This is a genomic window from Streptococcus sp. HMSC067H01, from assembly GCF_001814775.1.
GTDB lineage: Bacteria > Bacillota > Bacilli > Lactobacillales > Streptococcaceae > Streptococcus.
In genome coordinates this window covers 149,772-174,844 of the sequence record NZ_KV817792.1, presented here as the reverse complement: position 1 = coordinate 174,844, position 25,073 = coordinate 149,772, and the positions used below count along the sequence as shown (strand labels likewise).

Below are 25,073 nucleotides of genomic sequence, written 5' to 3'. Positions count from 1 at the left end.
AAGAGGTTTATTATCGCAAAGAAAAAAGCGACATTTGTGTGTCAAAATTGTGAATATAATTCCCCAAAGTATTTAGGGCGTTGTCCAAACTGTGGGTCTTGGTCTTCTTTTGTTGAGGAAGTTGAGGTTGCAGAGGTTAAGAATGCGCGTGTTTCCTTGACAGGTGAGAAAGCCAAGCCCATGAAACTGGCTGAAGTGACCTCTATCAATGTCCATCGTACTAAGACTGAGATGGAGGAATTCAACCGTGTACTCGGTGGTGGCGTGGTACCAGGAAGTCTTGTCCTCATTGGAGGGGATCCAGGTATTGGGAAATCAACTCTTCTCTTACAAGTCTCAACCCAGCTGTCTCAAGTGGGAACAGTTCTCTATGTCAGTGGTGAGGAGTCTGCCCAGCAAATCAAGTTACGAGCGGAGCGCTTGGGGGATATCGATAGTGAGTTTTATCTCTATGCCGAGACCAATATGCAAAGTGTTCGTGCAGAAGTAGAGAGAATTCAGCCAGATTTTCTCATCATCGACTCCATCCAAACCATTATGTCTCCTGAGATTTCAGGGGTTCAAGGCTCTGTGTCTCAGGTACGTGAGGTAACAGCTGAACTCATGCAGCTGGCCAAAACCAATAACATTGCTATCTTTATAGTTGGACATGTGACCAAGGAGGGCACTCTGGCTGGGCCTCGTATGTTGGAGCATATGGTGGATACAGTACTTTACTTTGAAGGGGAGCGCCACCATACCTTCCGTATCTTGAGAGCAGTCAAAAATCGTTTTGGTTCCACTAATGAGATTGGAATCTTTGAGATGCAGTCGGGTGGACTGGTTGAGGTTCTTAATCCTAGTCAAGTTTTCTTAGAAGAGCGTTTAGACGGTGCGACTGGTTCGTCCATCGTAGTGACCATGGAAGGAACCCGTCCAATTCTTGCTGAAGTGCAGGCCTTGGTGACGCCGACTATGTTTGGAAATGCCAAGCGGACTACAACAGGTCTTGACTTCAATCGTGCTAGCTTGATTATGGCTGTTTTGGAAAAACGGGCAGGTCTCTTGCTTCAAAATCAGGATGCTTATCTTAAATCAGCTGGAGGTGTTAAATTAGATGAGCCTGCTATTGACTTGGCAGTTGCGGTTGCTATAGCTTCAAGCTACAAGGATAAACCAACCAATCCTCAAGAATGTTTTGTGGGAGAGTTGGGTTTGACAGGAGAGATTCGTCGAGTCAATAGGATTGAGCAACGCATCAATGAAGCAGCGAAACTTGGATTTACAAAAATCTATGTACCGAAAAATTCCTTGACAGGAATCACTCCACCCAAGGAAATTCAGGTCATTGGGGTGACGACTATCGGTGAAGTTTTGAAGAAGGTTTTCTCCTAATAGTTGTATCCAGGTATAGATTACTAATTATTTTATTGCTAACTTTTATTAAAACAAGGAGGAATTTCTGATGAAATTTTCTATGGACAGTCATATGCAATTTCCTTTGGTAGAGTTGTCACTCAATCAAGGAGAAACCGTCTATATCCAGCGAGGTAGTATGGTTTACCATACGCCTAACGTAAGCCTCAATACCCAGCTCAATGCTAGCGGTTCAGGTTTGGGACGTTTTGTTAAAGCTGTAGGACGTTCAATGGTTTCTGGTGAAAGCACCTTCATTACTCAAGCTGTAGCAGAGTCTGATAACGGGAACCTTGCTCTAGCACCAGATACTCCTGGGCAAGTAATTGCTCTTGAACTAGGTGAAAAACAATATCGACTGAATGATGGGGCCTTTCTAGCTCTTGATGGTACAGCTTCCTATACTATGGAGAGTCAGTCTATTGGGAAAGCTCTGTTCGGAGGGCAAGGCGGTCTCTTTGTGATGACTACCCAAGGTCAGGGAACTCTCTTGGCCAATGCTTTTGGCTCTATCAAGAAAATTGAGCTTCAAAACCAAGAAATAACTATTGACAATGCCCATGTGGTGGCTTGGAGTCAATCTTTGGACTATCATATTCACTTAGAAAATGGCTTCTGGCAGTCTATTGGTACGGGTGAAGGAGTGGTGAATACCTTCCGAGGAACTGGTGAGGTCTACGTACAAAGTCTCAATCTTCAGAGCTTTGCAGGATCGCTCAATAAGTATATCCAAAAAGGTTCATAAAAATAAAACTAGGACAGAAGCCCAAGCTAGAAGCTGGATGTCTCTGTCTTGGTTTTTTAATAGAGAGGTTGACAGCTGACAAGACAAAAAAAAGATGGTAAGATAGGAGATAAATAATTTGGTGTTCAAATTATCTGGTAGACTAGAAAGTGAGTTGTCATGTCCTATTTTGAAAATTTTTTAAAAGCCAATCAAGCCTATGTAGAACTGCATGGAGATCTTCATTTATCAATCAAACCAAAGACCAAGGTTGCAATCGTAACTTGTATGGACTCGCGTTTACACGTTGCGCCAGCTCTTGGGTTGGCTCTGGGAGATGCTCATATTTTGCGGAATGCGGGTGGTCGAGTGACGGAGGATATGATTCGCTCGCTTGTGATTTCCCAGCAACAAATGGGGACAAGGGAAATTGTGGTGCTCCATCATACAGACTGTGGTGCACAGACATTTGAAAATGGTCCTTTTCAGGAGTATTTGAAAAAAGAACTAGGAGTGGATGTTTCTGACAAGGACTTTTTGCCTTTTCAAGACATTGATGAAAGTGTTCGTGAGGATATGAGATTGCTACAGGAATCTCCTCTAATCCCAGATGATGTTGTTATTTCAGGTGCGGTTTACGATGTGGATACAGGAAGGATGACAGTCGTAAAACTGTAAGGATTAAATGTAGAAAGATAGTGTATGAAGAAAAATATTATTTTATTTGTTTTTATTGTATTAGTGTGTATTGGTTTACAGTATGAGACCATGTATTTTACAGATGGATCGATGTCTGGAACGGAATATGGAGTGATGGGACTTTCCATCTTTCTAGCACTCTTTTATATGATTCCAGCTGTTTATCTCCTATACCGCATTGGACATAAATGGGAAACACCAAGAAAGGCTATAACTTTGTCCTTATTGGGTGGGATATTTATTTCGGGTTGGTTATCTAGTTTTGCCAATACCTACATACATGATTTTCTGACGAATCTTTTCCCAGATAGTAGGTTTTTGAATGCTTTGGAAAATGCCATTGTAGCTCCGATTGTAGAGGAACCTTTAAAATTACTACCTCTGGCCTTTGTTTTGTATTTGATTCCAATTAAAAAATTGAAATCAATCTTTTTACTAGGGATTGCTTCAGGTTTAGGGTTTCAAATGATTGAGGATATCAGCTATATTCGCTCGGATTTACCAGAGGGCTTAGCTTATACAATTTCTCGGATTTTAGAGCGAATAACGTCTGCTCTTGCCTCGCATTGGACTTTTTCAGGACTTGCCATACTAGGTCTTTACTTGCTTTACAGGGCTTATAAAGGTCAGAAGGCAGAACTGAAGTCTGGTTTGATCTATCTTGGTTTGGCTTTTGGAACACACTTTTTATTCAACTCACCTATTGTAGAGTTGGAGACAGAGTTGCCCCTTGCTTTTCCTCTTGTAACAGCTATTACTCTTTATAGCTTTTATCAGGCTTTCCAGTTTGTTGAGAAGTACAAGGACGCGATGATAAAAGAGATTTCTTAAAAGATTATAACAAGAGTATAAATGTTTGCTCTTGTTTTATTTTTGATTGAAAAATAGAGAAAAAAGCGCTACAATGGTAGTTGGAAAATATTGTGAAAAAACACAAGTGATACATAAATACCGGAGGGAATCATGTCTTTTTCTGATTTAAAGCTCTTTGCTCTTTCTTCAAATAGAGAATTGGCAGAGCGTGTGGCGCAAGAGATTGGGATTGAATTGGGGAAATCAAGCGTTCGCCAATTTTCAGATGGGGAAATTCAAGTTAATATCGAGGAGTCTATCCGTGGGAGACACGTATTTATCCTGCAATCAACAAGCTCACCTGTTAATGACAACTTGCTTGAAATCTTGATTATGGTCGATGCTTTGAAGCGTGCCAGTGCAGAATCTGTCAACGTTGTTATGCCTTACTACGGTTATGCACGTCAGGATAGAAAAGCGCGCGCGCGTGAGCCAATCACTGCAAAACTCGTTGCAAACATGCTAGAAGTTGCTGGGGTAGATCGTTTGTTGACGATTGATTTGCACGCTGCACAGATTCAAGGTTTCTTTGATATTCCAGTGGATCACTTGATGGGTGCTCCTTTGATTGCGGACTACTTTGAGCGTCGCGGTATGGTCGGTTCAGACTACGTGGTTGTCAGTCCAGACCACGGAGGAGTAACACGTGCCCGTAAATTAGCCGAGTTTTTGAAAACATCTATTGCGATTATCGATAAACGTCGTAGCGTAGATAAGATGAATACCAGTGAGGTTATGAACATCATCGGTAAGGTAGAAGGAAAAACTTGTATTTTGATTGATGACATGATTGACACAGCTGGTACAATCTGTCATGCTGCTGATGCTTTGGCTGAAGCAGGAGCAGTTGAGGTATATGCAAGCTGTACGCACCCAGTACTTTCAGGGCCTGCTATGGATAATATCCAGAAATCAGCGATTAAAAAATTGGTTGTTTTGGATACCATCTACTTACCAGAAGAGCGTTTGATTGATAAGATTGAGCAAATCTCTATTGCTCACCTTCTTGCGGATGCTATCGTCCGTATCCACGAAAAACGTCCACTTTCTCCCTTGTTTAGTATTGAGAAAAAAATCTAATTCATTCGTTAAATAAAACAAAACTCCTAACCAGGTGCAGTTCAAAGTTGCTTTGTTAGGAGTTTTTTGGTAGCAAAAATATGCAAGCCTTTTCAAAATATGCTATACTAAATGAAAAAAGGAGGATTTCTATGACTCAAGAATTTATCAATCCAAGTGATGGAGTGCTCCGTCACTATCTAGAAACCAGTAAAACTCTAGCCGTAGTGGGTTTATCTGATCGTGAGGAAACAACTAGCAATCGAGTGACTAAGGAAATGCAGGCTCGTGGCTATAAGATTATTCCTGTTAATCCCAAGGCTGCAGGTGGTGAAATCTTGGGAGAAAAGGCTTATGCCAGCCTAGCTGAGATTCCTTTTCCTGTAGATATTGTCAACGTATACCGTCGTAGTGAATTTTTGCCTGATGTGGCGCGTGATTTCCTCAGGGCAGATGCCAAGATTTTTTGGGCGCAACTAGGGCTTGAAAATCCAGAAGCGGAAGAAATCTTGCGTGATGGAGGATGCGATGATATCGTGATGAATCGTTGCATAAAGAGAGAACATACGCGTTTAATTCTTGAACAATTAAAGAGAGTGGGACAGAAATCGGTAATTCGTTAGAATTCGATTTCGTCGTCCCACCTCCGCACAGTTGAGTAGGGCTGTAAAAGCTGATGAAATCAGCGTAGAAGAGCCCACTCAACCACTGCGTCTTGCTCGGCAATCCAAAGACAATTGAGAGGCTAGGACTTTTGTCCCAGCCTCTTTGTCTTATAAAATACCGATGAGCATTTGCATACCAAGGCTGGTTAGAATGATGGCAATCCAGCAGAGGGCTCCAAGAAGAATGGATTTTCCACTGGATTTGATCATAGCAATGAGGTTGGTTTTGAGACCAATAGCACTCATAGCCATGATGATGAGGAATTTGGAGAGTTGTTTGAGAGGTGCAAAGAAGCTATTGCTAACACCAAAAGAAGTAAGGATGGTCGTTAGCAGAGAAGCTAGGATAAAGTAAAGGATGAAAACGGGGAAGATTTTTTTAAGCTTTACTCCTTGGTTGTTGTCTTGTTGACGGCTTTGCCAATAGGAGAGGAAGAGAGTAATAGGGATAATAGCTAAGGTACGAGTCAGTTTGACAATGGTTGCAGATTCTAGAGTATTGGTATGATACAGACTATCCCAGGCGCTAGCTGTGGCTGTTACAGAGGAAGTATCGTTGACCGCAGTACCCGCAAAGAGAGCAAAACCTTCGTTGGAGAGATGGAGCCAAGAACCTAGAGTTGGAAAGATAAGAGCTGCCAAGACATTGAAGAAAAAGATAACAGAAATGGCTTGGGCTACTTCTTTTTCCTTGGCGTGAATAACAGGAGCAGTCGCTGCAATGGCAGAACCACCACAGATAGAAGAGCCTACCCCAACCAAGGTAGCTAGCTTTGTATCAAGGTTAAAAAATCGTTGGAAAAAGAAAGCTATAATCAAAGCAATTGAAATAGTTGAGAGGATGACAGGAAGGGAAGATTTTCCAACTGCGAAAACTTGTGAGATATTGAGTCCAAACCCAAGCAAGATAACAGCATACTGAAGCAATTTTTTGGAGCTATAAGTCAAACCAGCATCCAGTTGTTTATAGGGAGTGAGAAAGGGGTAGAGAATCATTCCGATAAAAATGGCGAAAACAGGTGCTCCCACAACAGGCAGAAAGCCTCCTAAAACCCAAGAGATGATAGAAATGATCAGACAGACTAACAGTCCTGCCCAATTTTTTGATAGAAATGACATAAAAACCTCCGAAAATAAATACTTCTCATTATAATCTTATCTGTCAGAAAAGTAAAGTAGAAAGTAGGAATAAGGTTGTAAATTAACGGAATTTTGCGGTCAGAGAGCTTTTGTAGTATAATAGACATATGTTCTTTGATCAAGGAGGATATATATGGACTTAACCAAACGCTTTAACAGACAATTAGATAAGATTCAAGTTTCCTTGATTCGTCAGTTTGACCAGGCTATTTCAGAGATTCCTGGAGTCCTGCGGTTGACCTTGGGAGAACCTGACTTTACAACGCCAGATCATGTCAAGGAGGCTGCAAAGCGAGCCATCGACCAAGATCAATCCTACTATACAGGGATGAGTGGTTTGTTGACCTTACGCCAAGCAGCCAGTGATTTTGTAAAAGAAAAGTATCAGTTGGACTACAATCCTGAAAATGAAATCTTGGTTACAATTGGTGCGACAGAAGCTTTATCAGCTACTTTGACAGCCATTTTGGAGGAAGGAGACAAGGTTCTCTTGCCAGCTCCTGCCTATCCAGGCTATGAGCCTATTGTCAATCTAGTTGGCGCAGAGATTGTTGAGATTGACACGACTGAGAATGGTTTTGTCTTAACTCCTGAAATGCTAGAGAAGGCAATTTTGGAGCAGGGTGACAAGCTCAAAGCAGTCATTCTTAATTATCCAGCCAACCCTACAGGCATTACCTATAGTCGTGAACAATTAGAAGCTTTAGCAGATGTTTTACGAAAGTATGAGATTTTCGTTGTCTGTGATGAGGTTTACTCAGAATTGACCTACACAGGGGAAAATCATGTATCGCTAGGCACTATGCTGAGAGACCAGGCTATTATTATTAATGGTTTATCCAAATCCCATGCCATGACAGGTTGGCGTTTAGGTTTTATCTTTGCACCAGCAAACTTTACGGCTCAACTCATCAAGAGTCACCAGTACTTGGTCACTGCCGCAAACACCATGGCGCAACATGCTGCTGTGGAAGCTTTAACAGCTGGTAAAGATGATGCAGAACCGATGAAGAAGGAATATATCCAGCGTCGGGACTACATTATCGACAAGATGACTGACCTTGGCTTTGAAATCATCAAGCCGGACGGTGCTTTTTATATCTTTGCTAAGATTCCGGCAGGCTATAATCAAGATTCCTTTGCTTTTCTGAAAGATTTTGCCCAGAAGAAGGCTGTTGCCTTTATCCCTGGTGCTGCCTTTGGACAGTATGGAGAGGGCTATGTTCGCCTATCTTATGCAGCTAGCATGGGAACCATCAGAGAAGCTATGAAACGACTTGAGGAGTACATGAGAGAAGAATGATTCAATCGATTACGAGTCAGGGTTTAGTGCTTTACAATCGAAATTTTCGAGAAGATGATAAGCTTGTTAAAATCTTTACAGAACAGGCAGGGAAGCGCATGTTTTTTGTCAAACACGCCGACCAATCCAAACTAGCTCCTGTCATTCAACCTTTAGTCTTAGCCCATTTTCTCTTGCGCATCAATGATGATGGACTCAGTTATATAGAAGATTATCATGAGGTAATGACCTTTCCAAGGATCAATAGTGATCTCTTTACCATGGCTTATGCGACCTATGTGGCAGCCTTGGCTGATGCGAGTTTGCAGGATAATCAGCAGGACGCTCCCTTATTTGCTTTTTTGCAGAAGACATTAGAGCTGATGGAAGAGGGCTTAGATTATCAGGTCTTGACTAATATTTTTGAAATTCAGATTTTGACACGGTTTGGGATTGGTCTTAATTTTAATGAGTGTGTCTTTTGCCATCGGGTTGGCCAGGCTTTTGACTTTTCTTTCAGATATGGAGCCTGTCTTTGCCCAGAGCATTATCATGAGGATGAGAAACGATGTCATCTGAATCCCAATATCCCTTATCTGCTTAATCAGTTTCAAGCCATTGATTTTGATACTCTGGAGACTATTTCGCTCAAGTCAGAAATTAAGCAAGACTTGCGCAAGTTTATGGACCAGATTTACGAAGAGTACGTCGGGATTCACCTAAAATCAAAGAAATTTATTGATTCCCTATCCGATTGGGGACAATTATTAAAAGAGGAAGACAAATGAAAAAAATTGCAGTAGACGCAATGGGTGGCGATTACGCACCTCAAGCCATCGTTGAGGGTGTCAATCAAGCCCTTACTGACTTTTCAGATATTGAGATTCAACTTTACGGAGACGAAAGCAAAATCAAGCAATATCTAACAGCTACAGAACGCGTCAGCATTATCCATACAGATGAAAAAATTGATTCGGATGATGAACCGACAAAAGCCATTCGTAAGAAGAAAAATGCCAGTATGGTATTGGCTGCTAAGGCTGTCAAAGATGGTGAGGCTGATGCCGTGCTATCAGCAGGGAATACAGGTGCTTTGCTTGCGGCAGGATTTTTCATCGTTGGTCGCATCAAAAATATCGATCGTCCAGGGCTTATGTCAACCTTACCAACAGTTGATGGGAAAGGTTTTGACATGCTAGACCTCGGTGCCAATGCAGAAAACACAGCCCATCACCTTCATCAATATGCCATCTTAGGTTCTTTCTATGCTAAAAATGTTCGTGGAATTGCAAAACCACGAGTTGGTTTGCTTAATAACGGGACAGAGAGCAGTAAGGGAGATCCACTCCGCAAGGAAACTTATGACTTGCTAGTAGCTGATGAAAGTTTGAATTTTATTGGTAATGTGGAAGCGCGTGACTTGATGGATGGCGTTGCAGATGTTGTCGTGGCAGACGGTTTCACGGGAAACGCTGTGCTCAAATCCATCGAAGGAACAGCCATGGGGATCATGGGCTTGCTTAAAAATGCTATTACAGGTGGTGGACTTCGAGCAAAACTTGGTGCTCTTCTTCTTAAGGATAGTCTTAGAGGTTTGAAAAAGCAACTCAACTATTCAGATGTTGGGGGTGCAGTCTTGTTTGGTGTTAAGGCGCCTGTTGTCAAGACTCATGGCTCAAGTGATGCCAAGGCTGTGTATAGTACGATTCGTCAGATTCGTACCATGCTCGAGACAGACGTAGTTGCTCAAACTGCGCGTGAATTTTCAGGAGAATAATATATATGACAGATAAAGAAATTTTTGACCGTGTCGTGACCATTATCCAAGAACGTCAAGGAGAAGACTTTGTAGTCACAGAGGCCTTGAGCTTGAAGGATGATTTGGATGCTGATTCGGTAGATTTGATGGAATTTGTACTAACCATTGAGGATGAATTCGGAATCGAAATCAGTGATGAGGAGATTGATCAACTGCAAAGTGTAGCAGATGTATTAAAAGCCATTAAAGATAAAATCTAACATCAAGCAACATGCAAGTCATGTTGTTTTTTTGTTTCTCGAAAAAAGAGATGAGAACAAAAAAGGAGGATTACTGATGTATGTGACAGGTCTTTATCCGTGGTTGATCAAGTGGTTTTTAAAATAAATTTGACTTAGTTGTTTATTTTAAAATTATTTTATCGAATAGATAAGTAAGAAGAAAAGGAAAGGAGAACAGGGATGATTATTTCAGTTATTTATCCAATCTGGCTATATAAATGGTTTAAAGGTTAGAAATCACAAATATAAAAATAAAGGAGAAAACAAATGACAAACTTTGACAAAATGGAACAGAACTTTGTAGCTCTTACGGAAGAAGAGCTAATGGAAGTGGATGGGGGGTCAGTTACCGCTGTAGTTGTAGGAGGTGTCTTACTAATTGGTGGTATTGCTTGGGGCTATTTTATGTAATAATAAGGAGAGAAAAAATGAATTTAAATAAATGGACAGAATTGACAGAAGAAGAATTGATGAATACAGAAGGTGGATCAATTACCTTAGCCACGGTTGGTGCAGGAGTGGCAATTTTCCTTGGTGGTCGATTAATTGGTCAAGATTTAAAACGTAAATTTGGATAAAAGTGGACTTGTATGAAAAATCTAAAAAATATAATGGGAGCAATTTTAATTATTTTTGGAGTATTTTGCGTGTTGGGGGATTTAAATGTAATCACCTTTAATGTTGAAAAATATTTCCAAACAGAATTATTTGTTCCGATGCTAATTTTGATGATGAGTTATTTGGATTCAGGTAAAGACAGGATTTAAAGAGAACTATTATTAGTATGTGACAAATGCTATTGAATAATCATATTTTAGTTGTTGTTAATGGAATAAGAACTAAAAAAGAATGGAGAAAAAATGAATGTTTCAGAAGAATTTGTAGCGATTGTCATATCAGCTTCAGGAATTGTAGGATTTTTGGTTGGGGTAGCTATTGGATTAGCTAGTATAATGTAAAAAAGGAGTAGGTGGAATATGAAAAAACTGGATGAAAAATTTGCTATTATGACAGAGGAAGACTTGGCTGTAACTAAGGGAGGTTTCATTGTTACTACTTCTACAGCAGTAGCTTGGGGTGTTTTAGGAGTCGTTACCTATATGTATGGGCGTCATTTGGGAAGTAGACGTTAATTTAAAAATTTGTGGCAAATCATAAAAGGGAATCAATTATGAATCGCAACACTGATCTCAATACATTGTTACCTAAACTAGCCACTATAATTCCTTTGTTGGCTATAGCTCTTAATCTTGTACTTCATGTGATTCGTACAGGTTCATTAGTATCCTTTGATTGGAAATGGACTTTAGTGGGTTTGCTTGCTTCGGGCTATTTTGGTATTTTTTGCAAAGATTTGTCAAGAAATAATCAAAACTATAAATGATGAATCTGAATTAAAAGGATTTTGTGCGTGTGAATGGCGGAGTTTTTCCGCCTTTCTTATCAGGAAAATAGTAGCTTACAATGAAAAAAATCTTATTGGGATTTGCTGAAGGTTATTTTATCGTGTCAGTCATTATCTATATCGCAACGTATTTGATTTTGAAAAAACCGATCAATACCTTGTTTTATCCAGAAAACTATCCAATTCTGCTTGGTCTGTTTTATGTAGGATACAAGTACAAAACAAAAGAAAATAAGATTGGGAATTGACGGAACATCATATTGGAGTTTGAAATGAAAGTCGTTCAAGTGTTACAAAAAGCTTGACCAGAATTTACTATATGCTACAGTTCGATGGTTTATATCATTGTTAGAATAGTGGCTGATGTAAACAAAATAAATCTACCTACATGGTTTGAAAATTTTGACATACCTACAATTTCACTATTCTTGATAGTATTTATTTTACTTTATAGAAGTGAAGAAAAATATGATAAAGGTTGATTAAATGGATCTGAACTTTGTGGCTCCAGTATAAGGGCAATCTTGAGGAATGTTGGGGTGTTAAGCTGATGAACTGTAGTTTAATTTTAGTTAGAAGGATATTCGCATGTTTAAAAAAGAAGTGATATTATTGGGTTTGATTCTACTAGTACGTATTGTACTTTGGCTAGGAAAGTGTAGTATAAATTTCATGGAACTTTCAGATTTATTCTCTTATCCCGTACTTCTTTTAATCATTTACATAACAGTAAAATATCAGGCTATTCAGAACATAAGAGGTAAAAAAGATAATCAGGATGTAAATGAATAAAACTTTAAAATTTTTTCTAATATTCTTTTTCTTATTCCTGATGAATATTTTTATTATCAAGATACTAGCAACTCTAGGGTTTCAGCTGACAATGAGTGAAAAGAGTTATCTTGTACCACCTCTATTTTCGATTATCGTTTTATACATGATTGACAAAAGAATTAGGAAGAAAAAGAAATTTTTATAAATATATATTTTAGGTAGGACGTTTGTTCTACCTATTTTTATGTAGGAAAAAGTGCTGTTCAGGTGCAGTTATTGTTTTTTTAGAGATAATGTTCTTTTTACTTTTTTATTTGGATAAAATAATCTTACAAAGTTTTCTTTGGAGATGGTTAGGAAAAGGAGTAGGATATGAAATTTAGTAAACGGCATTATCGTCCTCAGGTAGACCAGATGGACTGCGGTGTGGCTTCATTAGCCATGGTCTTTGGTTATTATGGTAGTTATTATTCTCTGGCTCACTTGCGAGAGTTGGCCAAGACGACCATGGATGGGACTACGGCTTTAGGTTTAGTCAAGGTTGCTGAGGAGATAGGTTTTGAGACGCGAGCAATAAAGGCGGACATGACCTTGTTTGATTTGCCGGATGTAACTTTTCCTTTTGTGGCTCATGTGCTTAAGGAAGGGAAATTGCTCCATTATTATGTGGTGACTGGGCAGGACAAGAACAACATTCATATTGCTGATCCAGATCCTAGTGTTAAGCTGACCAAGATTTCTCGTGAGCGCTTTGCCAAGGAGTGGACAGGAATCACTCTTTTTATGGCACCGAGTCCAGACTATAAGCCTCATAAGGATCAAAAGAATGGTCTGCTCTCTTTTATCCCTATATTAGTGAAGCAGCGTGGCTTGATTGCTAATATCGTTTTGGCAACACTCTTGGTAACCTTGATTAACATTGTGGGTTCTTATTATCTGCAGTCTATCATTGATACCTATGTGCCAGATCAGATGCGTTCGACGCTTGGGATTATTTCTATTGGGCTGGTTATCGTCTATATTCTCCAGCAGATTTTGTCTTATGCTCAGGAGTATCTCTTACTTGTTTTGGGACAACGCTTATCGATTGATGTGATTTTGTCCTATATCAAGCATGTTTTTCACCTGCCTATGTCCTTCTTTGCGACACGCAGGACAGGGGAAATCGTGTCTCGTTTTACAGATGCTAACAGTATCATCGATGCACTGGCTTCGACTATTCTGTCAATCTTTTTGGATGTATCTACTGTCTTGATTATTTCAGTAGTTCTATTTTCGCAGAATAGCAATCTCTTTTTCATGAGTTTGCTAGCCCTTCCTATCTATACAGTGATTATCTTTGCTTTTATGAAGCCCTTTGAAAAGATGAATCGGGATACCATGGAAGCCAATGCGGTTCTGTCTTCTTCTATCATTGAGGACATCAATGGCATTGAGACTATCAAGTCCTTAACTAGTGAAAGTTCACGCTACCAAAAGATTGACAAGGAATTTGTAGATTATCTGAAAAAATCTTTTACCTACAGTCGGGCAGAGAGCCAGCAAAAGGCTCTGAAAAAAGTTGCCCAGCTCTTACTCAATGTTGGTATTCTCTGGATGGGGGCTCTCCTAGTCATGGATAATAAGATGAGTTTGGGCCAGTTGATTACCTATAATACCTTGCTTATTTACTTTACAAATCCATTGGAAAATATCATCAACCTGCAAACCAAACTTCAGACAGCGCAGGTTGCCAATAACCGTCTCAATGAAATTTATCTGGTTGCATCTGAGTTTGAGGAAAAGAAAACAGTCTCAGATTTGAGCTTGCTAGAAGGAGATATGGATTTCAAGCAGGTTCACTACAAATATGGCTATGGTCGAGATGTCTTGTCGGACATCAATCTAACCATTCCGCAAGGCTCTAAAGTGGCTTTTGTGGGAATTTCAGGCTCAGGTAAGACGACCTTGGCTAAGATGATGGTTAATTTTTATGATCCTAGTCAGGGGGAGATTAATCTGGGTGGCGTCAATCTTAATCAAATTGATAAAAAGGCTCTGCGCCAGTATATCAACTACCTGCCTCAGCAACCCTATGTTTTCAATGGGACGATTTTGGAGAATCTTCTCCTTGGAGCTAAGGAGGGGACGACCCAGGAGGATATTTTGAGAGCAGTAGAGTTGGCTGAGATTCGGGAGGATATCGAGCGGATGCCACTGAATTACCAGACAGAATTGACTTCGGATGGAGCGGGCATTTCAGGTGGTCAACGTCAGAGAATTGCTCTGGCGCGTGCTCTCTTGACCGATGCGCCTATCTTGATCTTGGATGAGGCGACCAGCAGTTTAGATATTTTGACCGAGAAGCGAATTGTCGATAATCTCATGGCTTTGGACAAGACCTTGATTTTCATTGCTCACCGCTTGACCATCGCTGAGCGGACAGAGAAGGTTGTTGTCTTAGATCAGGGCAAGATTGTCGAAGAAGGCACACATGCAGATTTGGTGGCTCAGGGTGGCTTTTACGCCCATCTAGTGAATAGTTAGAGAGGAAAAAAGATGCAATCAGAATTTTTAGAAAGTGCAGAGTTTTACAATCGTCGTTACCATAATTGTTCCAGTCGGGTGATTGTACCCATGTCTCTTCTGCTCGTGTTTTTACTTGGCTTTGCAACTGTTGCAGAGAAGGAGATGAGTTTGTCTACTAGAGCTACTATCGAACCTAGTCGTATCCTTGCCAATATCCAGTCAACTAGCAACAATCGCATTATTGCCAATCATTTGGAAGAAAATAAGTTGGTCAAGAAGGGGGAACTTTTGGTTCAATACCAAGAGGGGGTAGAAGCGGTTCAGGCAGAAAATTATGCTAGTCAGTTGGAAATGCTCAAGGATCAGAAGCTTCAACTGGAGTATTTAAAAGCAAGCCTTCAAGCAGGAAGTGATCAATTTCCTGAAGCAGATAAATTTGGCTATCAGCATAGTTTTTTAGATTATATAAATCAAGCTGCTAGTCTGCTGAGTCAGGTTGAGCAACAAAATGCTAGTATATCATCTCAAAATGCAGCAGCCAGTGGTAGTCAGGCAGAGTTAGGCAATCTCATCGGTGAAACCCAGTCCAAAATTAAAGAATATCAGCAAGCCAAGTCTGCTATTCAAGCTGATGGAGTCTTAGAGAGTGATCATCCAGCTTATGCCATTTATCAGTCTTATCAGTCAACAAAAGAGCAGGGATCGGAAGCCAAACAGCAGGCCTTATCTCAGCTAGATGCTCACATCGCTCAGTTGGAGTCAACTCTTGCAGGTTATCGAGTACAGTATGCGGGTTCAGGAGCCCAGCAAGCTTATGCATCTGGATTAGGAAGTCAGTTGGAGTCATTAAAATCTCAGCAACTAGCCAAGGTAGGCCAGGAATTAACGCTCTTGGATCAGAAAATTCTTGAAGCGGAGTCAGGTAAAAAAATTCAAGGAAATCTTTTAGATAAGGGGAAAATTACAGCAATAGAAGATGGTGTTTTACACCTGAATCCTGAGCATAGTCGATCTACCATCATTCCAGAAGGAACGATCATTGCTCACCTGTTTCCGCAGTTGGCTAGAGAGAGGAAGGCAAAACTGACAGCTTATATCGGTTCTAAGGAAGTGGCTGGCCTCAAACATGGAAATGAAGTACGATTTACAACAGTAACAGATGCGAATAAGCAACTAGTGTTGACATCCAAGATTACCAATATCGATACCAGTGCGACTCAGACAGAAAAGGGCAATTTCTTTAAATTAGAGGCAGAGACGGATTTGAATGCTGAACAAGCAGAAAAACTTCGTTATGGACTTGAAGGTCGTTTGACTATGATTAGAGGTAGGAAGAGTTTTTTACGATACTATCTTGATCGTTTTTTGAAACAAGAATAAGGTTCGCATTCTAACTCAAATCAATCTTAGAAAATCGCAAATGAAAAATCGTTTGCGATTTTTCTGTACTTTTTCAGACATGATATCAAATATAGTTCGTGAAGTATTTGATTTTTAGTGTATGTTGTGTTAGAATGATGTAAAGTAATGCGAAAGGCGAACAAGAAAATGTCCAGTAAACTTATTTATACGGGAAAAGCTAAAGATATCTATACTACAGAAGACGAACATGTGATTAAGTCGGTCTACAAGGACCAGGCCACTATGCTGAATGGAGCTCGCAAAGAGACCATAGAGGGGAAAGGTGTGCTGAATAATCAGATTTCGTCTCTTATTTTCGAAAAATTGAATGCGGCTGGTGTGGCGACACACTTTATTGAACGTATTTCTGACACAGAACAACTCAATAAGAAGGTGACCATCATTCCTTTGGAGGTTGTTCTTCGTAACGTGACTGCAGGTTCTTTCTCAAAACGTTTTGGTGTTGAAGAAGGTTTGGACTTAGAAACTCCAATCGTTGAATTTTACTACAAGAACGATGATTTGGATGATCCATTCATCAATGATGAGCATGTGAAGTTCTTGGATATTGCCAATGATGAGCAAATTGCTTATATCAAGGAAGAAACGCGTCGCATCAATGGATTGCTGAAAGATTGGTTTGCACAAATTGGTCTTCGTTTGATTGACTTTAAATTGGAATTCGGTTTTGATAAGGATGGCAAGATCATCTTGGCAGATGAATTCTCACCAGACAACTGTCGCCTTTGGGATGCTGAAGGGCACCACATGGATAAGGATGTTTTCCGTAGAGATTTGGGCAGTCTAACGGATGTATATAAGGTTGTGCTGGAGAAGTTGCAGGGCTTGAAGTAAAGTTTTACTTGGTCGTCGCTACAATTTTTAAGTAGAAATAATAAAGGAAATAAAATGGATAAACGTATTTTCGTTGAGAAAAAAGCTGATTTTCGTGTCAAATCTGACTCTTTAGTAAAAGAATTACAGCATAATCTTCAGTTGAAAACCTTGAATGATCTTCGTATCGTTCAGGTTTACGATGTTTTTGGTTTGGCAGAGGACTTGTTTGCGCGTGCGGAAAAACACATCTTCTCTGAGCAAGTGACCGATACTGTTTTGGATGAAGCTGAGGTTAAGGCTGATCTTGAGAAGGTTGCTTTCTTTGCTATCGAAAGTTTGCCTGGTCAATTTGACCAACGTGCGGCATCTTCACAGGAAGCTTTGCTTTTGCTTGGTAGTTCAAATGATGTAACGGTGAACACAGCGCAATTGTACTTGGTTAACAAAGATATTGATGCTAATGAGTTGGAAGCTGTTAAAAACTATCTCTTGAACCCAGTGGACTCTCGTTTCAAAGACATCACTGTTGGTATTGCTAAGCAGGATTTCTCTGAGTCTGACAAGACCATTCCAAGTTTGGATTTCTTTGAAACTTATACAGCAGAAGATTTTGCACAGTATAAGGCAGAGCAAGGATTGGCAATGGAAGTGGATGACCTCCTCTTCATTCAAGACTATTTCAAGTCTATTGGTCGTGTGCCAACTGAGACGGAGCTTAAGGTCTTGGATACTTACTGGTCTGACCACTGCCGTCACACAACTTTCGAAACTGAGTTGAAAAACATCGACTTCTCAGCTTCTAAATTCCAAAAACAATTGCAGGCGACTTATGACAAGTACATTGTCATGCGTGATGAGTTGGGACGTAGCGAAAAACCTCAAACCTTGATGGATATGGCGACTATTTTTGGTCGTTATGAGCGTGCCAATGGTCGTTTGGATGACATGGAAGTGTCTGATGAAATCAATGCTTGCTCTGTTGAAATTGAAGTGGATGTGAATGGAGTGAAAGAGCCATGGCTCCTCATGTTCAAAAATGAAACCCACAACCACCCAACAGAAATTGAGCCATTTGGTGGGGCTGCTACCTGTATCGGTGGAGCCATTCGTGACCCATTGTCAGGTCGTTCATACGTCTACCAAGCTATGCGGATCTCAGGTGCGGGTGACATTACAGCTCCGATTTCAGAAACTCGCGCTGGCAAATTGCCACAACAAGTGATTTCTAAAACAGCAGCTCACGGTTATTCTTCATATGGGAACCAAATTGGTCTTGCAACAACCTATGTACGTGAATACTTCCACCCAGGTTTTGTTGCTAAGCGCATGGAGCTAGGTGCCGTTGTCGGTGCGGCTCCTAAGGAAAATGTTGTCCGTGAAAAACCTGAAGCAGGTGATGTGATTATCTTGCTCGGTGGTAAGACTGGACGTGACGGTGTCGGTGGTGCGACAGGTTCTTCTAAAGTTCAAACGGTTGAATCTGTTGAAACAGCTGGTGCTGAGGTTCAAAAAGGGAATGCCATTGAAGAACGTAAGATTCAACGTCTTTTCCGTAATGGGGAAGTGACCCGTCTGATCAAGAAATCAAATGACTTTGGTGCTGGCGGTGTCTGTGTAGCTATCGGTGAATTGGCAGATGGTCTTGAAATTGATCTAGACAAAGTGCCATTGAAATACCAAGGTTTGAACGGTACCGAAATTGCCATCTCTGAATCTCAAGAACGGATGGCTGTGGTGGTTCGTCCAGAAGACGTAGATGCCTTCATTGCAGCATGTAACAAAGAAAATATTGATGCGGTTGTCGTTGCAACAGTAACGGAGAAACCAAATCTTGTCATGCACTGGAATGGGGAAACCATCGTTGATTTGGAACGTCGCTTCCTTGATACAAACGGTGTACGTGTAGTTGTAGATGCTAAGGTGGTTGACAAGGATGTCAAGCTTCCAGAAGAACGCCAAACATCTGCCGAAACCCTTGAAGCGGATATTCTTGAAGTCTTGGCTGACCTGAACCATGCCAGTCAAAAAGGTTTACAAACCATCTTTGATAGCTCAGTTGGTCGTTCAACTGTTAATCACCCACTCGGTGGTCGCTACCAAATCACACCAACGGAAGCCTCTGTACAGAAATTGCCAGTCCAACATGGCGTGACAACAACTGCTTCTGTTATGGCGCAAGGGTTCAACCCTTATGTAGCAGAATGGTCTCCATATCATGGTGCGGTTTATGCGGTCATCGAAGCAACCGCTCGTTTGGTTGCTGCTGGCGCAAACTGGTCTAAGGCTCGTTTCTCTTATCAAGAATACTTCGAGCGTATGGATAAACAAGCAGAGCGTTTTGGTCAACCAGTAGCAGCTCTCCTTGGATCAATCGAAGCTCAGATTCAACTTGGTTTGCCATCTATCGGTGGTAAGGACTCTATGTCTGGTACCTTTGAAGAATTAACCGTACCACCAACCTTGGTTGCTTTTGGTGTGACAACTGCAGATAGCCGTAAGGTTCTTTCTCCAGAATTTAAAGCTGCTGGTGAAAATATTTACTATATTCCTGGTCAAGCTTTGGCACAAGAAATTGACTTCGATCTTATCAAGTCTAACTTTGCTAAGTTTGAAGCTATCCAAGCTGATCACAAAGCGACAGCAGCATCAGCTGTCAAATATGGTGGTGTCCTTGAAGCCCTTGCCCTTGCCACATTTGGTAACCATATTGGTGCCACTGTAACCCTTGAAAATCTTGAGACTTCCTTGACAGCTCAATTGGGCGGATTCGTCTTCACATCTCCGGAAGATATTGCAGGGGTTGAGAAGATTGGACAAACAACAGCTGACTTTACAGTGGTTGTCAACGGTGTAAGGCTTGATGGACACAAACTTGACAGTGCTTTCCAAGGTAAGTTAGAAGCAGTTTACCCAACGGAATTTGCACAAGCAACTGAGTTGGAAGAAGTACCTGCGGTGGCATCAGATGCTGTCATCAAAGCTAAAGAAACAGTTGAGACACCAGTGGTTTACATCCCAGTGTTCCCAGGTACTAACTCTGAGTACGATTCAGCTAAAGCCTTTGAAAAAGAAGGTGCGAAAGTCAACTTAGTACCATTTGTCACATTGTATGAAGAGGCAATTGTCAAGTCTGTTGACACAATGGTTGACAATATTGAAAAAGCTAACATTATCTTCTTTGCAGGTGGCTTCTCAGCCGCCGACGAACCTGATGGATCAGCTAAATTTATCGTTAATATCTTGCTTAACGAAAAAGTGCGTGCAGCCATTGATAGCTTCATCGAAGGTGGTGGTTTGATTATCGGTATCTGTAATGGATTCCAAGCTCTTGTCAAATCAGGTCTCCTTCCATATGGTAACTTTGAAGATGCAAACAGTACTAGTCCAACTCTCTTCTACAATGATGCCAACCAACACGTGGCTAAGATGGTTGAAACACGGATTGCCAACACCAACTCACCATGGCTTGCTGGAGTGGAAGTTGGTGACATCCATGCTATCCCAGTATCACACGGTGAAGGTAAATTTGTCGTGACAGCTGAGGAATTTGCAGAACTTCGTGACAATGGTCAAATCTTTAGCCAATATGTTAACTTCGAAGGCAAACCAAGCATGGATTCTAAATACAATCCTAACGGTTCTGTCAATGCGATTGAAGGTATCACAAGTAAGAACGGTCAAATCATTGGGAAGATGGGTCATTCAGAACGTTTCGAAGACGGTCTCTTCCAAAATATTCCAGGGAATAAAGACCAATATCTCTTTGCATCAGCGGTTAAATACTTTACTGGAAAATAGGCTTTGCAGATTTTCTAATAGATAACCATCAGTAAATGTAAAATCAAGTAGATCTAACTTACGACAATTGCAAATGATTTATTGTTGCGAGTGAAACGAGCTTCTGCCGTATCATTCCGCTCTAGTATCGTTAAGGAATGATACACAAATAAAAATTAGGTATATAAAATGACATACGAAGTAAAATCTCTTAATGAAGAATGTGGTGTTTTTGGTATCTGGGGTCACCCAGACGCTGCCAAATTGACCTATTTTGGACTCCATAGTCTTCAGCACCGTGGTCAGGAGGGGGCAGGAATCCTCTCCAATGACCAAGGGAAATTGAAGCGTCATCGTGATATGGGGCTTTTATCAGAAGTCTTCAAAAATCCTGCGAATTTGGATAAATTGACAGGAACTGGAGCGATTGGGCACGTGCGGTATGCGACTGCGGGAGAAGCTTCTGTAGACAATATCCAACCTTTCCTCTTTCGCTTTCACGATATGCAGTTTGGTTTGGCTCATAATGGGAATCTGACCAATGCAGAATCGCTCAAGCAAGAATTGGAACAAAGAGGAGCTATTTTCAGCTCAACCTCTGACTCTGAAATCTTGGCTCACCTTATTCGCCGTAGCCACAATCCAAACCTGATGGGTAAAATTAAGGAAGCGCTCAGTCTTGTCAAAGGTGGTTTTGCTTATCTCTTGATGTTTGAAGATAAGTTAATTGCAGCGCTTGACCCAAATGGGTTCCGTCCTCTGTCAATCGGGAAAATGACGAATGGAGCAGTAGTGGTTTCATCTGAAACCTGTGCCTTTGAAGTAATCGGTGCTGAGTGGATTCGCGATGTGAAACCAGGCGAGATTGTCATTATTGATGATAGTGGTATCCAGTATGACAGCTATACAAACGATACTCAACTGGCTATCTGTTCCATGGAGTATATCTACTTTGCACGTCCTGACTCCAATATCCACGGAGTCAATGTCCATACGGCTCGTAAGAGAATGGGAGCTCAACTGGCACGTGAGTTCAAGTATGAAGCTGATATCGTAGTCGGGGTGCCAAACTCCTCACTCAGCGCAGCGATGGGCTTTGCGGAAGAATCAGGTCTGCCAAATGAAATGGGGCTCATCAAGAACCAGTATACCCAACGAACCTTCATCCAGCCGACTCAAGAATTACGCGAGCAAGGGGTTCGGATGAAGTTGTCTGCCGTCTCTGGTGTCGTTAAAGGAAAACGTGTGGTCATGATTGATGATTCCATTGTACGAGGCACGACATCTCGTCGTATTGTCCAACTTCTGAAAGAAGCGGGGGCATCAGAAGTACACGTTGCCATCGGGAGTCCTGCTCTTGCCTATCCATGTTTTTACGGGATTGATATCCAGACACGTCAGGAGCTAATTGCGGCCAATCATACGGTCGAAGAGACTCGCCAAATCATTGGTGCGGATAGCCTGACCTATCTTTCGATTGATGGCTTGATTGATTCTATCGGCATCGAAACAGATGCGCCGAACGGCGGTCTCTGTGTGGCTTACTTTGATGGGAAATATCCAACTCCTCTCTATGACTATGAAGAAGAATATCGTAGAAGTTTGGAAGAAAAAACGAGTTTTTACGAATAGAAAATCCCATTGAAGGAAAAGGAATAAACAAATGACGAATAAAAATGCTTATGCGCCACGTCTCACTACTGACTAAAAGCTAAAGCATTTGTCAGTAGATGCTTTCTCCTATGGGACCAAAGCTAGAGACCTGACTAGTATTTTTAGATAAAATAATTGTTTATCTAAAAATACGTCGCAGTCTTTCTCAAAAAAAGAAAAGGAATGAATAAAATGACGAATAAAAATGCTTATGCGCAGTCTGGTGTGGATGTTGAAGCGGGTTATGAAGTTGTTGAACGGATCAAAAAACACGTGGGACGTACAGAGCGTGCAGGTGTGATGGGCGCTCTAGGTGGTTTTGGTGGCATGTTTGACCTTTCAAAAACAGGTGTCAAAGAGCCTGTTTTGATCTCAGGGACGGACGGTGTTGGAACCAAGCTCATGCTAGCTATCAAGTACGACAAACACGATACTATAGGTCAAGACTGTGTGGCTATGTGTGTCAACGATATCATCGCTGCAGGTGCGGAGCCCCTTTACTTCCTTGACTACGTAGCAACTGGTAAAAATGAACCAGCTAAACTAGAACAAGTCGTTGCTGGTGTGGCTGAAGGTTGTGTACAAGCAGGTGCGGCCCTCATCGGTGGGGAAACTGCTGAAATGCCTGGTATGTATGGTGAAGACGACTATGACTTGGCTGGTTTCGCAGTCGGTGTGGCAGAAAAATCTCAAATCATCGACGGTTCAAAAGTAGCAGAGGGAGACGTACTTCTCGGACTTGCTTCAAGCGGAATCCACTCAAATGGTTACTCACTTGTGCGTCGTGTCTTTGCAGATTACACAGGTGAAGAAGTATTGCCTGAGTTGGAAGGCAAGAAACTCAAAGACGTTCTTTTGGAGCCAACTCGCATCTATGTCAAGGCTGTTTTGCCACTCATTAAAGAGGAATTGGTGAATGGGATTGCCCACATCACAGGTGGTGGTTTCATCGAAAATGTACCACGTATGTTCGCGGATGACTTGGCTGCTGAAATTGACGAAAGCAAAGTCCCTGTTCTTCCAATTTTCAAAGCCCTTGAAAAATATGGCCAAATCAAACATGAAGAAATGTTTGAAATCTTCAACATGGGGATTGGTCTCATGCTTGCGGTAAAACCAGAACATGTGGAACGTGTCACAGAACTTCTCGACGAACCTGTTTATGGAATCGGTCGGATTGTCAAGAAGACAGATGCAAGTGTGGTGATAAAATAATGGCTAAAAAAATTGCTATTTTTGCTTCTGGAAATGGTTCAAACTTTCAGGTAATTGCGGAACAATTTCCAGTAGAATTTGTCTTTTCAGATCACCGGGATGCCTATGTACTTGAGCGTGCAGAAAATCTTGGAGTTTTATCCTATGCCTTCGAACTCAAGGAGTTTGAGAGCAAAGCAGACTACGAAGGAGCCATTGTCGAACTCTTAGATGAGCACCAGATTGACTTGGTTTGTCTCGCAGGCTATATGAAAATCGTTGGCCCAACTTTACTAGCAGCTTATGAAGGCCGTATCATCAATATTCACCCAGCTTTTCTCCCTGAATTTCCAGGCGCTCATGGTATTGAGGATGCTTGGAATGCAGGTGTGGACCAGTCTGGCGTGACTATTCACTGGGTGGATTCTGGTGTGGATACTGGTAAGGTTATCAAACAAGTCCGTGTGCCACGCCTTGAAGGTGATACCATCGAAAGCTTTGAAGTTCGCATTCATGAAGCGGAGTACAAGTTGTATCCGGAAGTGTTGAGAGAGTTAGGAATGATGGATAACTCTCGTATTAACGTAGAAAAGTTAAAATCTTCTCCTTTATTTGCTATATCTTTAGGTGGGAAGGAGTTATCTCATTCTAATTTTTGGGCGTGGTTGATTAACTTAGAAATAGAAAATAAACATCCTTTTGTTGAAGTATTCATATCTAATTTTTATGCTAGGGGGTTTGTTTATGATTCTTGTATCCGTGAACAAGGTAACAGAGATATATCTATTTATTACTATGATAGTAATAACGTGGGTAGATGTCATATTGTTGAAAATAAATTAAAATCTTTACCAAGTATAGAGCAACTGGAGAAATACGAAAATAATTTTAGTAGTAAAAAATTTATATTTGATGCAGGTACAATTACTGGTATACAAAAAGTTATTGAAGAAACAAATACTTGGAAGTTTTTATCTTATAGTGATATTTCTAGTCGTATAAAATATATTCTCGAGGGAATTGATACTTTAAATGAAGTAAGTCGAGACATTATTACATTATATATTAATGACATTTCATGTTTGAGTGACTTATTGATTAGAGAGATAGAAGATAATTGTCAAGAATATTACTTCTTGTGTAAACCATATTTGGAAGAGATTAAATTTAATGATGTAGTTTTGAAATATCATGCTAATAAGTTTAAAAATAAGTTGGAAGATTTTTTGAGGGAAAATACTAATTTATTAATTTCAAAATGGGGATTGCCTAAAGTTGGAATTTCATTTCATAATAAAAAATCTACTATAAGTATATCTTATAATCAAAAAGAAAAAGGAGTAGATATTGGATTTATCGGTATTCAACTTGAAGGGAAACAATTTCGATTGCATTGTGGACCAAATATAAATAGTTCAAAATTTAGTAATAATGAATATCTTTTTAAAGAAATGCTTAAATTGAAATATTTAGAAACATTTACTAATAAACAGATTAGACAGAAAACAACATCTATGACAAAAAAGTTTTGTAAATACGGGATTCACATATATCAATATTGGAATATAGAGGATACATCTTATCAATTTTTATTTGAAAATATTATGCTAGAACTAGTAAAAGCAAAGAAACTAATTGATAATGGTTTAGATTTTAGATAAAGGAGAA

General features: G+C 40.6%; 26 protein-coding genes and 1 pseudogene. 26 read left to right on the top strand and 1 reads right to left on the bottom strand.

Going from position 1 to position 25,073, the window contains the following annotated elements; genetic code table 11:
* Positions 1 to 12 precede the first annotated feature (12 nt).
* From radA to HMPREF2987_RS05725, 6 genes are all read left to right on the top strand, one after another.
* Entirely contained in the window at positions 13 to 1,374 is a 1,362-nt protein-coding gene (gene radA, locus HMPREF2987_RS05750; RefSeq protein ID WP_083312419.1) for a DNA repair protein RadA, read from the top strand.
* A 70-nt stretch (positions 1,375 to 1,444) separates the two neighbouring features.
* Complete coding sequence (locus tag HMPREF2987_RS05745) at positions 1,445 to 2,140, top strand: TIGR00266 family protein (RefSeq protein WP_075229722.1); 696 nt, start codon at positions 1,445 to 1,447, stop codon at positions 2,138 to 2,140.
* Positions 2,141 to 2,299: 159 nt separating this feature from the next.
* Entirely contained in the window at positions 2,300 to 2,797 is a 498-nt protein-coding gene (locus HMPREF2987_RS05740) for a beta-class carbonic anhydrase (protein WP_075229721.1), read from the top strand.
* A 24-nt stretch (positions 2,798 to 2,821) separates the two neighbouring features.
* On the top strand, positions 2,822 to 3,649 hold the full coding sequence (locus HMPREF2987_RS05735; RefSeq protein ID WP_075229720.1) for a PrsW family intramembrane metalloprotease: 828 nt from the start codon (positions 2,822 to 2,824) through the stop codon (positions 3,647 to 3,649).
* Between the two features lie 132 nt (positions 3,650 to 3,781).
* Entirely contained in the window at positions 3,782 to 4,750 is a 969-nt protein-coding gene (locus tag HMPREF2987_RS05730) for a ribose-phosphate diphosphokinase (protein ID WP_075229719.1), read from the top strand.
* Between the two features lie 131 nt (positions 4,751 to 4,881).
* Positions 4,882 to 5,352 (top strand): CoA-binding protein, encoded by a 471-nt coding sequence (locus tag HMPREF2987_RS05725; protein WP_075229718.1) that lies wholly within the window; start codon positions 4,882 to 4,884, stop codon positions 5,350 to 5,352.
* Between the two features lie 150 nt (positions 5,353 to 5,502).
* Here the strand turns inward: HMPREF2987_RS05725 and HMPREF2987_RS05720 are convergent, their stop codons facing one another.
* Entirely contained in the window at positions 5,503 to 6,513 is a 1,011-nt protein-coding gene (locus tag HMPREF2987_RS05720; protein ID WP_075229717.1) for a YeiH family protein, read from the bottom strand.
* Positions 6,514 to 6,667: 154 nt separating this feature from the next.
* Here HMPREF2987_RS05720 and HMPREF2987_RS05715 point away from each other — a divergent pair, with 154 nt between their 5' ends.
* The 20 genes and pseudogenes from HMPREF2987_RS05715 to HMPREF2987_RS11420 all read left to right on the top strand — a co-directional run bounded on the left by HMPREF2987_RS05715 (position 6,668) and on the right by HMPREF2987_RS11420 (position 25,066).
* The gene (locus HMPREF2987_RS05715; RefSeq protein WP_075229716.1) at positions 6,668 to 7,837 is read left to right on the top strand and encodes a pyridoxal phosphate-dependent aminotransferase; all 1,170 of its coding nucleotides are present in this window, start codon (positions 6,668 to 6,670) and stop codon (positions 7,835 to 7,837) included.
* Positions 7,834 to 8,604 carry a DNA repair protein RecO gene (gene recO / locus HMPREF2987_RS05710; protein ID WP_075229715.1) on the top strand — a complete coding sequence of 257 codons (771 nt, stop codon included), beginning with the start codon at positions 7,834 to 7,836 and terminating at the stop codon, positions 8,602 to 8,604. Before HMPREF2987_RS05715 ends, recO begins: the two co-directional genes overlap by 4 nt.
* Positions 8,601 to 9,593, top strand: a complete 993-nt coding sequence (gene plsX, locus HMPREF2987_RS05705) for a phosphate acyltransferase PlsX (protein ID WP_075229714.1) — start codon at positions 8,601 to 8,603, stop codon at positions 9,591 to 9,593. The genes recO and plsX overlap by 4 nt, the downstream gene beginning before the upstream one ends.
* A 5-nt stretch (positions 9,594 to 9,598) precedes the next feature.
* Entirely contained in the window at positions 9,599 to 9,835 is a 237-nt protein-coding gene (locus HMPREF2987_RS05700) for an acyl carrier protein (RefSeq protein WP_075229713.1), read from the top strand.
* Positions 9,836 to 10,123: 288 nt separating this feature from the next.
* On the top strand, positions 10,124 to 10,267 hold the full coding sequence (locus tag HMPREF2987_RS05695; protein ID WP_075229712.1) for a class IIb bacteriocin, lactobin A/cerein 7B family: 144 nt from the start codon (positions 10,124 to 10,126) through the stop codon (positions 10,265 to 10,267).
* A gap of 17 nt (positions 10,268 to 10,284) precedes the next feature.
* Positions 10,285 to 10,434 (top strand): class IIb bacteriocin, lactobin A/cerein 7B family, encoded by a 150-nt coding sequence (locus HMPREF2987_RS05690; protein ID WP_075229711.1) that lies wholly within the window; start codon positions 10,285 to 10,287, stop codon positions 10,432 to 10,434.
* A gap of 12 nt (positions 10,435 to 10,446) precedes the next feature.
* On the top strand, positions 10,447 to 10,623 hold the full coding sequence (locus HMPREF2987_RS11010; protein WP_180364504.1) for a hypothetical protein: 177 nt from the start codon (positions 10,447 to 10,449) through the stop codon (positions 10,621 to 10,623).
* Positions 10,624 to 10,833: 210 nt separating this feature from the next.
* Complete coding sequence (locus HMPREF2987_RS11005) at positions 10,834 to 10,989, top strand: hypothetical protein (RefSeq protein ID WP_162837517.1); 156 nt, start codon at positions 10,834 to 10,836, stop codon at positions 10,987 to 10,989.
* Between the two features lie 38 nt (positions 10,990 to 11,027).
* Positions 11,028 to 11,240, top strand: coding sequence for a bacteriocin immunity protein (locus tag HMPREF2987_RS11270; RefSeq protein ID WP_075229710.1), 213 nt, complete (start codon positions 11,028 to 11,030; stop codon positions 11,238 to 11,240).
* A gap of 80 nt (positions 11,241 to 11,320) precedes the next feature.
* Positions 11,321 to 11,509: a hypothetical protein gene (locus HMPREF2987_RS05680; RefSeq protein WP_075229709.1), complete on the top strand. Its 189-nt coding sequence runs from the start codon at positions 11,321 to 11,323 to the stop codon at positions 11,507 to 11,509.
* Between the two features lie 340 nt (positions 11,510 to 11,849).
* Positions 11,850 to 12,053, top strand: a complete 204-nt coding sequence (locus HMPREF2987_RS05675) for a hypothetical protein (RefSeq protein WP_075229708.1) — start codon at positions 11,850 to 11,852, stop codon at positions 12,051 to 12,053.
* Positions 12,046 to 12,240: a hypothetical protein gene (locus tag HMPREF2987_RS11265; RefSeq protein WP_075229707.1), complete on the top strand. Its 195-nt coding sequence runs from the start codon at positions 12,046 to 12,048 to the stop codon at positions 12,238 to 12,240. Before HMPREF2987_RS05675 ends, HMPREF2987_RS11265 begins: the two co-directional genes overlap by 8 nt.
* 167 nt (positions 12,241 to 12,407) lie before the next feature.
* Positions 12,408 to 14,561 carry a peptide cleavage/export ABC transporter ComA gene (comA, locus tag HMPREF2987_RS05665; RefSeq protein WP_075229706.1) on the top strand — a complete coding sequence of 718 codons (2,154 nt, stop codon included), beginning with the start codon at positions 12,408 to 12,410 and terminating at the stop codon, positions 14,559 to 14,561.
* Between the two features lie 12 nt (positions 14,562 to 14,573).
* Positions 14,574 to 15,923, top strand: a complete 1,350-nt coding sequence (locus HMPREF2987_RS05660; protein ID WP_075229705.1) for a bacteriocin secretion accessory protein — start codon at positions 14,574 to 14,576, stop codon at positions 15,921 to 15,923.
* Between the two features lie 168 nt (positions 15,924 to 16,091).
* Positions 16,092 to 16,799 (top strand): phosphoribosylaminoimidazolesuccinocarboxamide synthase, encoded by a 708-nt coding sequence (gene purC, locus HMPREF2987_RS05655; RefSeq protein WP_075229704.1) that lies wholly within the window; start codon positions 16,092 to 16,094, stop codon positions 16,797 to 16,799.
* A 54-nt stretch (positions 16,800 to 16,853) separates the two neighbouring features.
* Positions 16,854 to 20,579 carry a phosphoribosylformylglycinamidine synthase gene (locus HMPREF2987_RS05650; RefSeq protein WP_075229703.1) on the top strand — a complete coding sequence of 1,242 codons (3,726 nt, stop codon included), beginning with the start codon at positions 16,854 to 16,856 and terminating at the stop codon, positions 20,577 to 20,579.
* Positions 20,580 to 20,747: 168 nt separating this feature from the next.
* Positions 20,748 to 22,190, top strand: coding sequence for an amidophosphoribosyltransferase (purF, locus tag HMPREF2987_RS05645; RefSeq protein ID WP_075229702.1), 1,443 nt, complete (start codon positions 20,748 to 20,750; stop codon positions 22,188 to 22,190).
* A gap of 213 nt (positions 22,191 to 22,403) precedes the next feature.
* Positions 22,404 to 23,426 (top strand): phosphoribosylformylglycinamidine cyclo-ligase, encoded by a 1,023-nt coding sequence (purM, locus tag HMPREF2987_RS05640; RefSeq protein WP_075229701.1) that lies wholly within the window; start codon positions 22,404 to 22,406, stop codon positions 23,424 to 23,426.
* A pseudogene (gene purN / locus HMPREF2987_RS11260) lies at positions 23,426 to 23,968 on the top strand (phosphoribosylglycinamide formyltransferase); the annotation flags it as partial. The gene purM and the pseudogene purN, both read left to right, overlap by 1 nt.
* A complete protein-coding gene (locus HMPREF2987_RS11420) occupies positions 23,966 to 25,066 on the top strand; it encodes a PD-(D/E)XK nuclease family protein (RefSeq protein ID WP_373878858.1) in 1,101 nt (366 codons plus the stop codon). The pseudogene purN and the gene HMPREF2987_RS11420, both read left to right, overlap by 3 nt.
* The last annotated feature ends 7 nt before the right edge of the window (positions 25,067 to 25,073 follow it).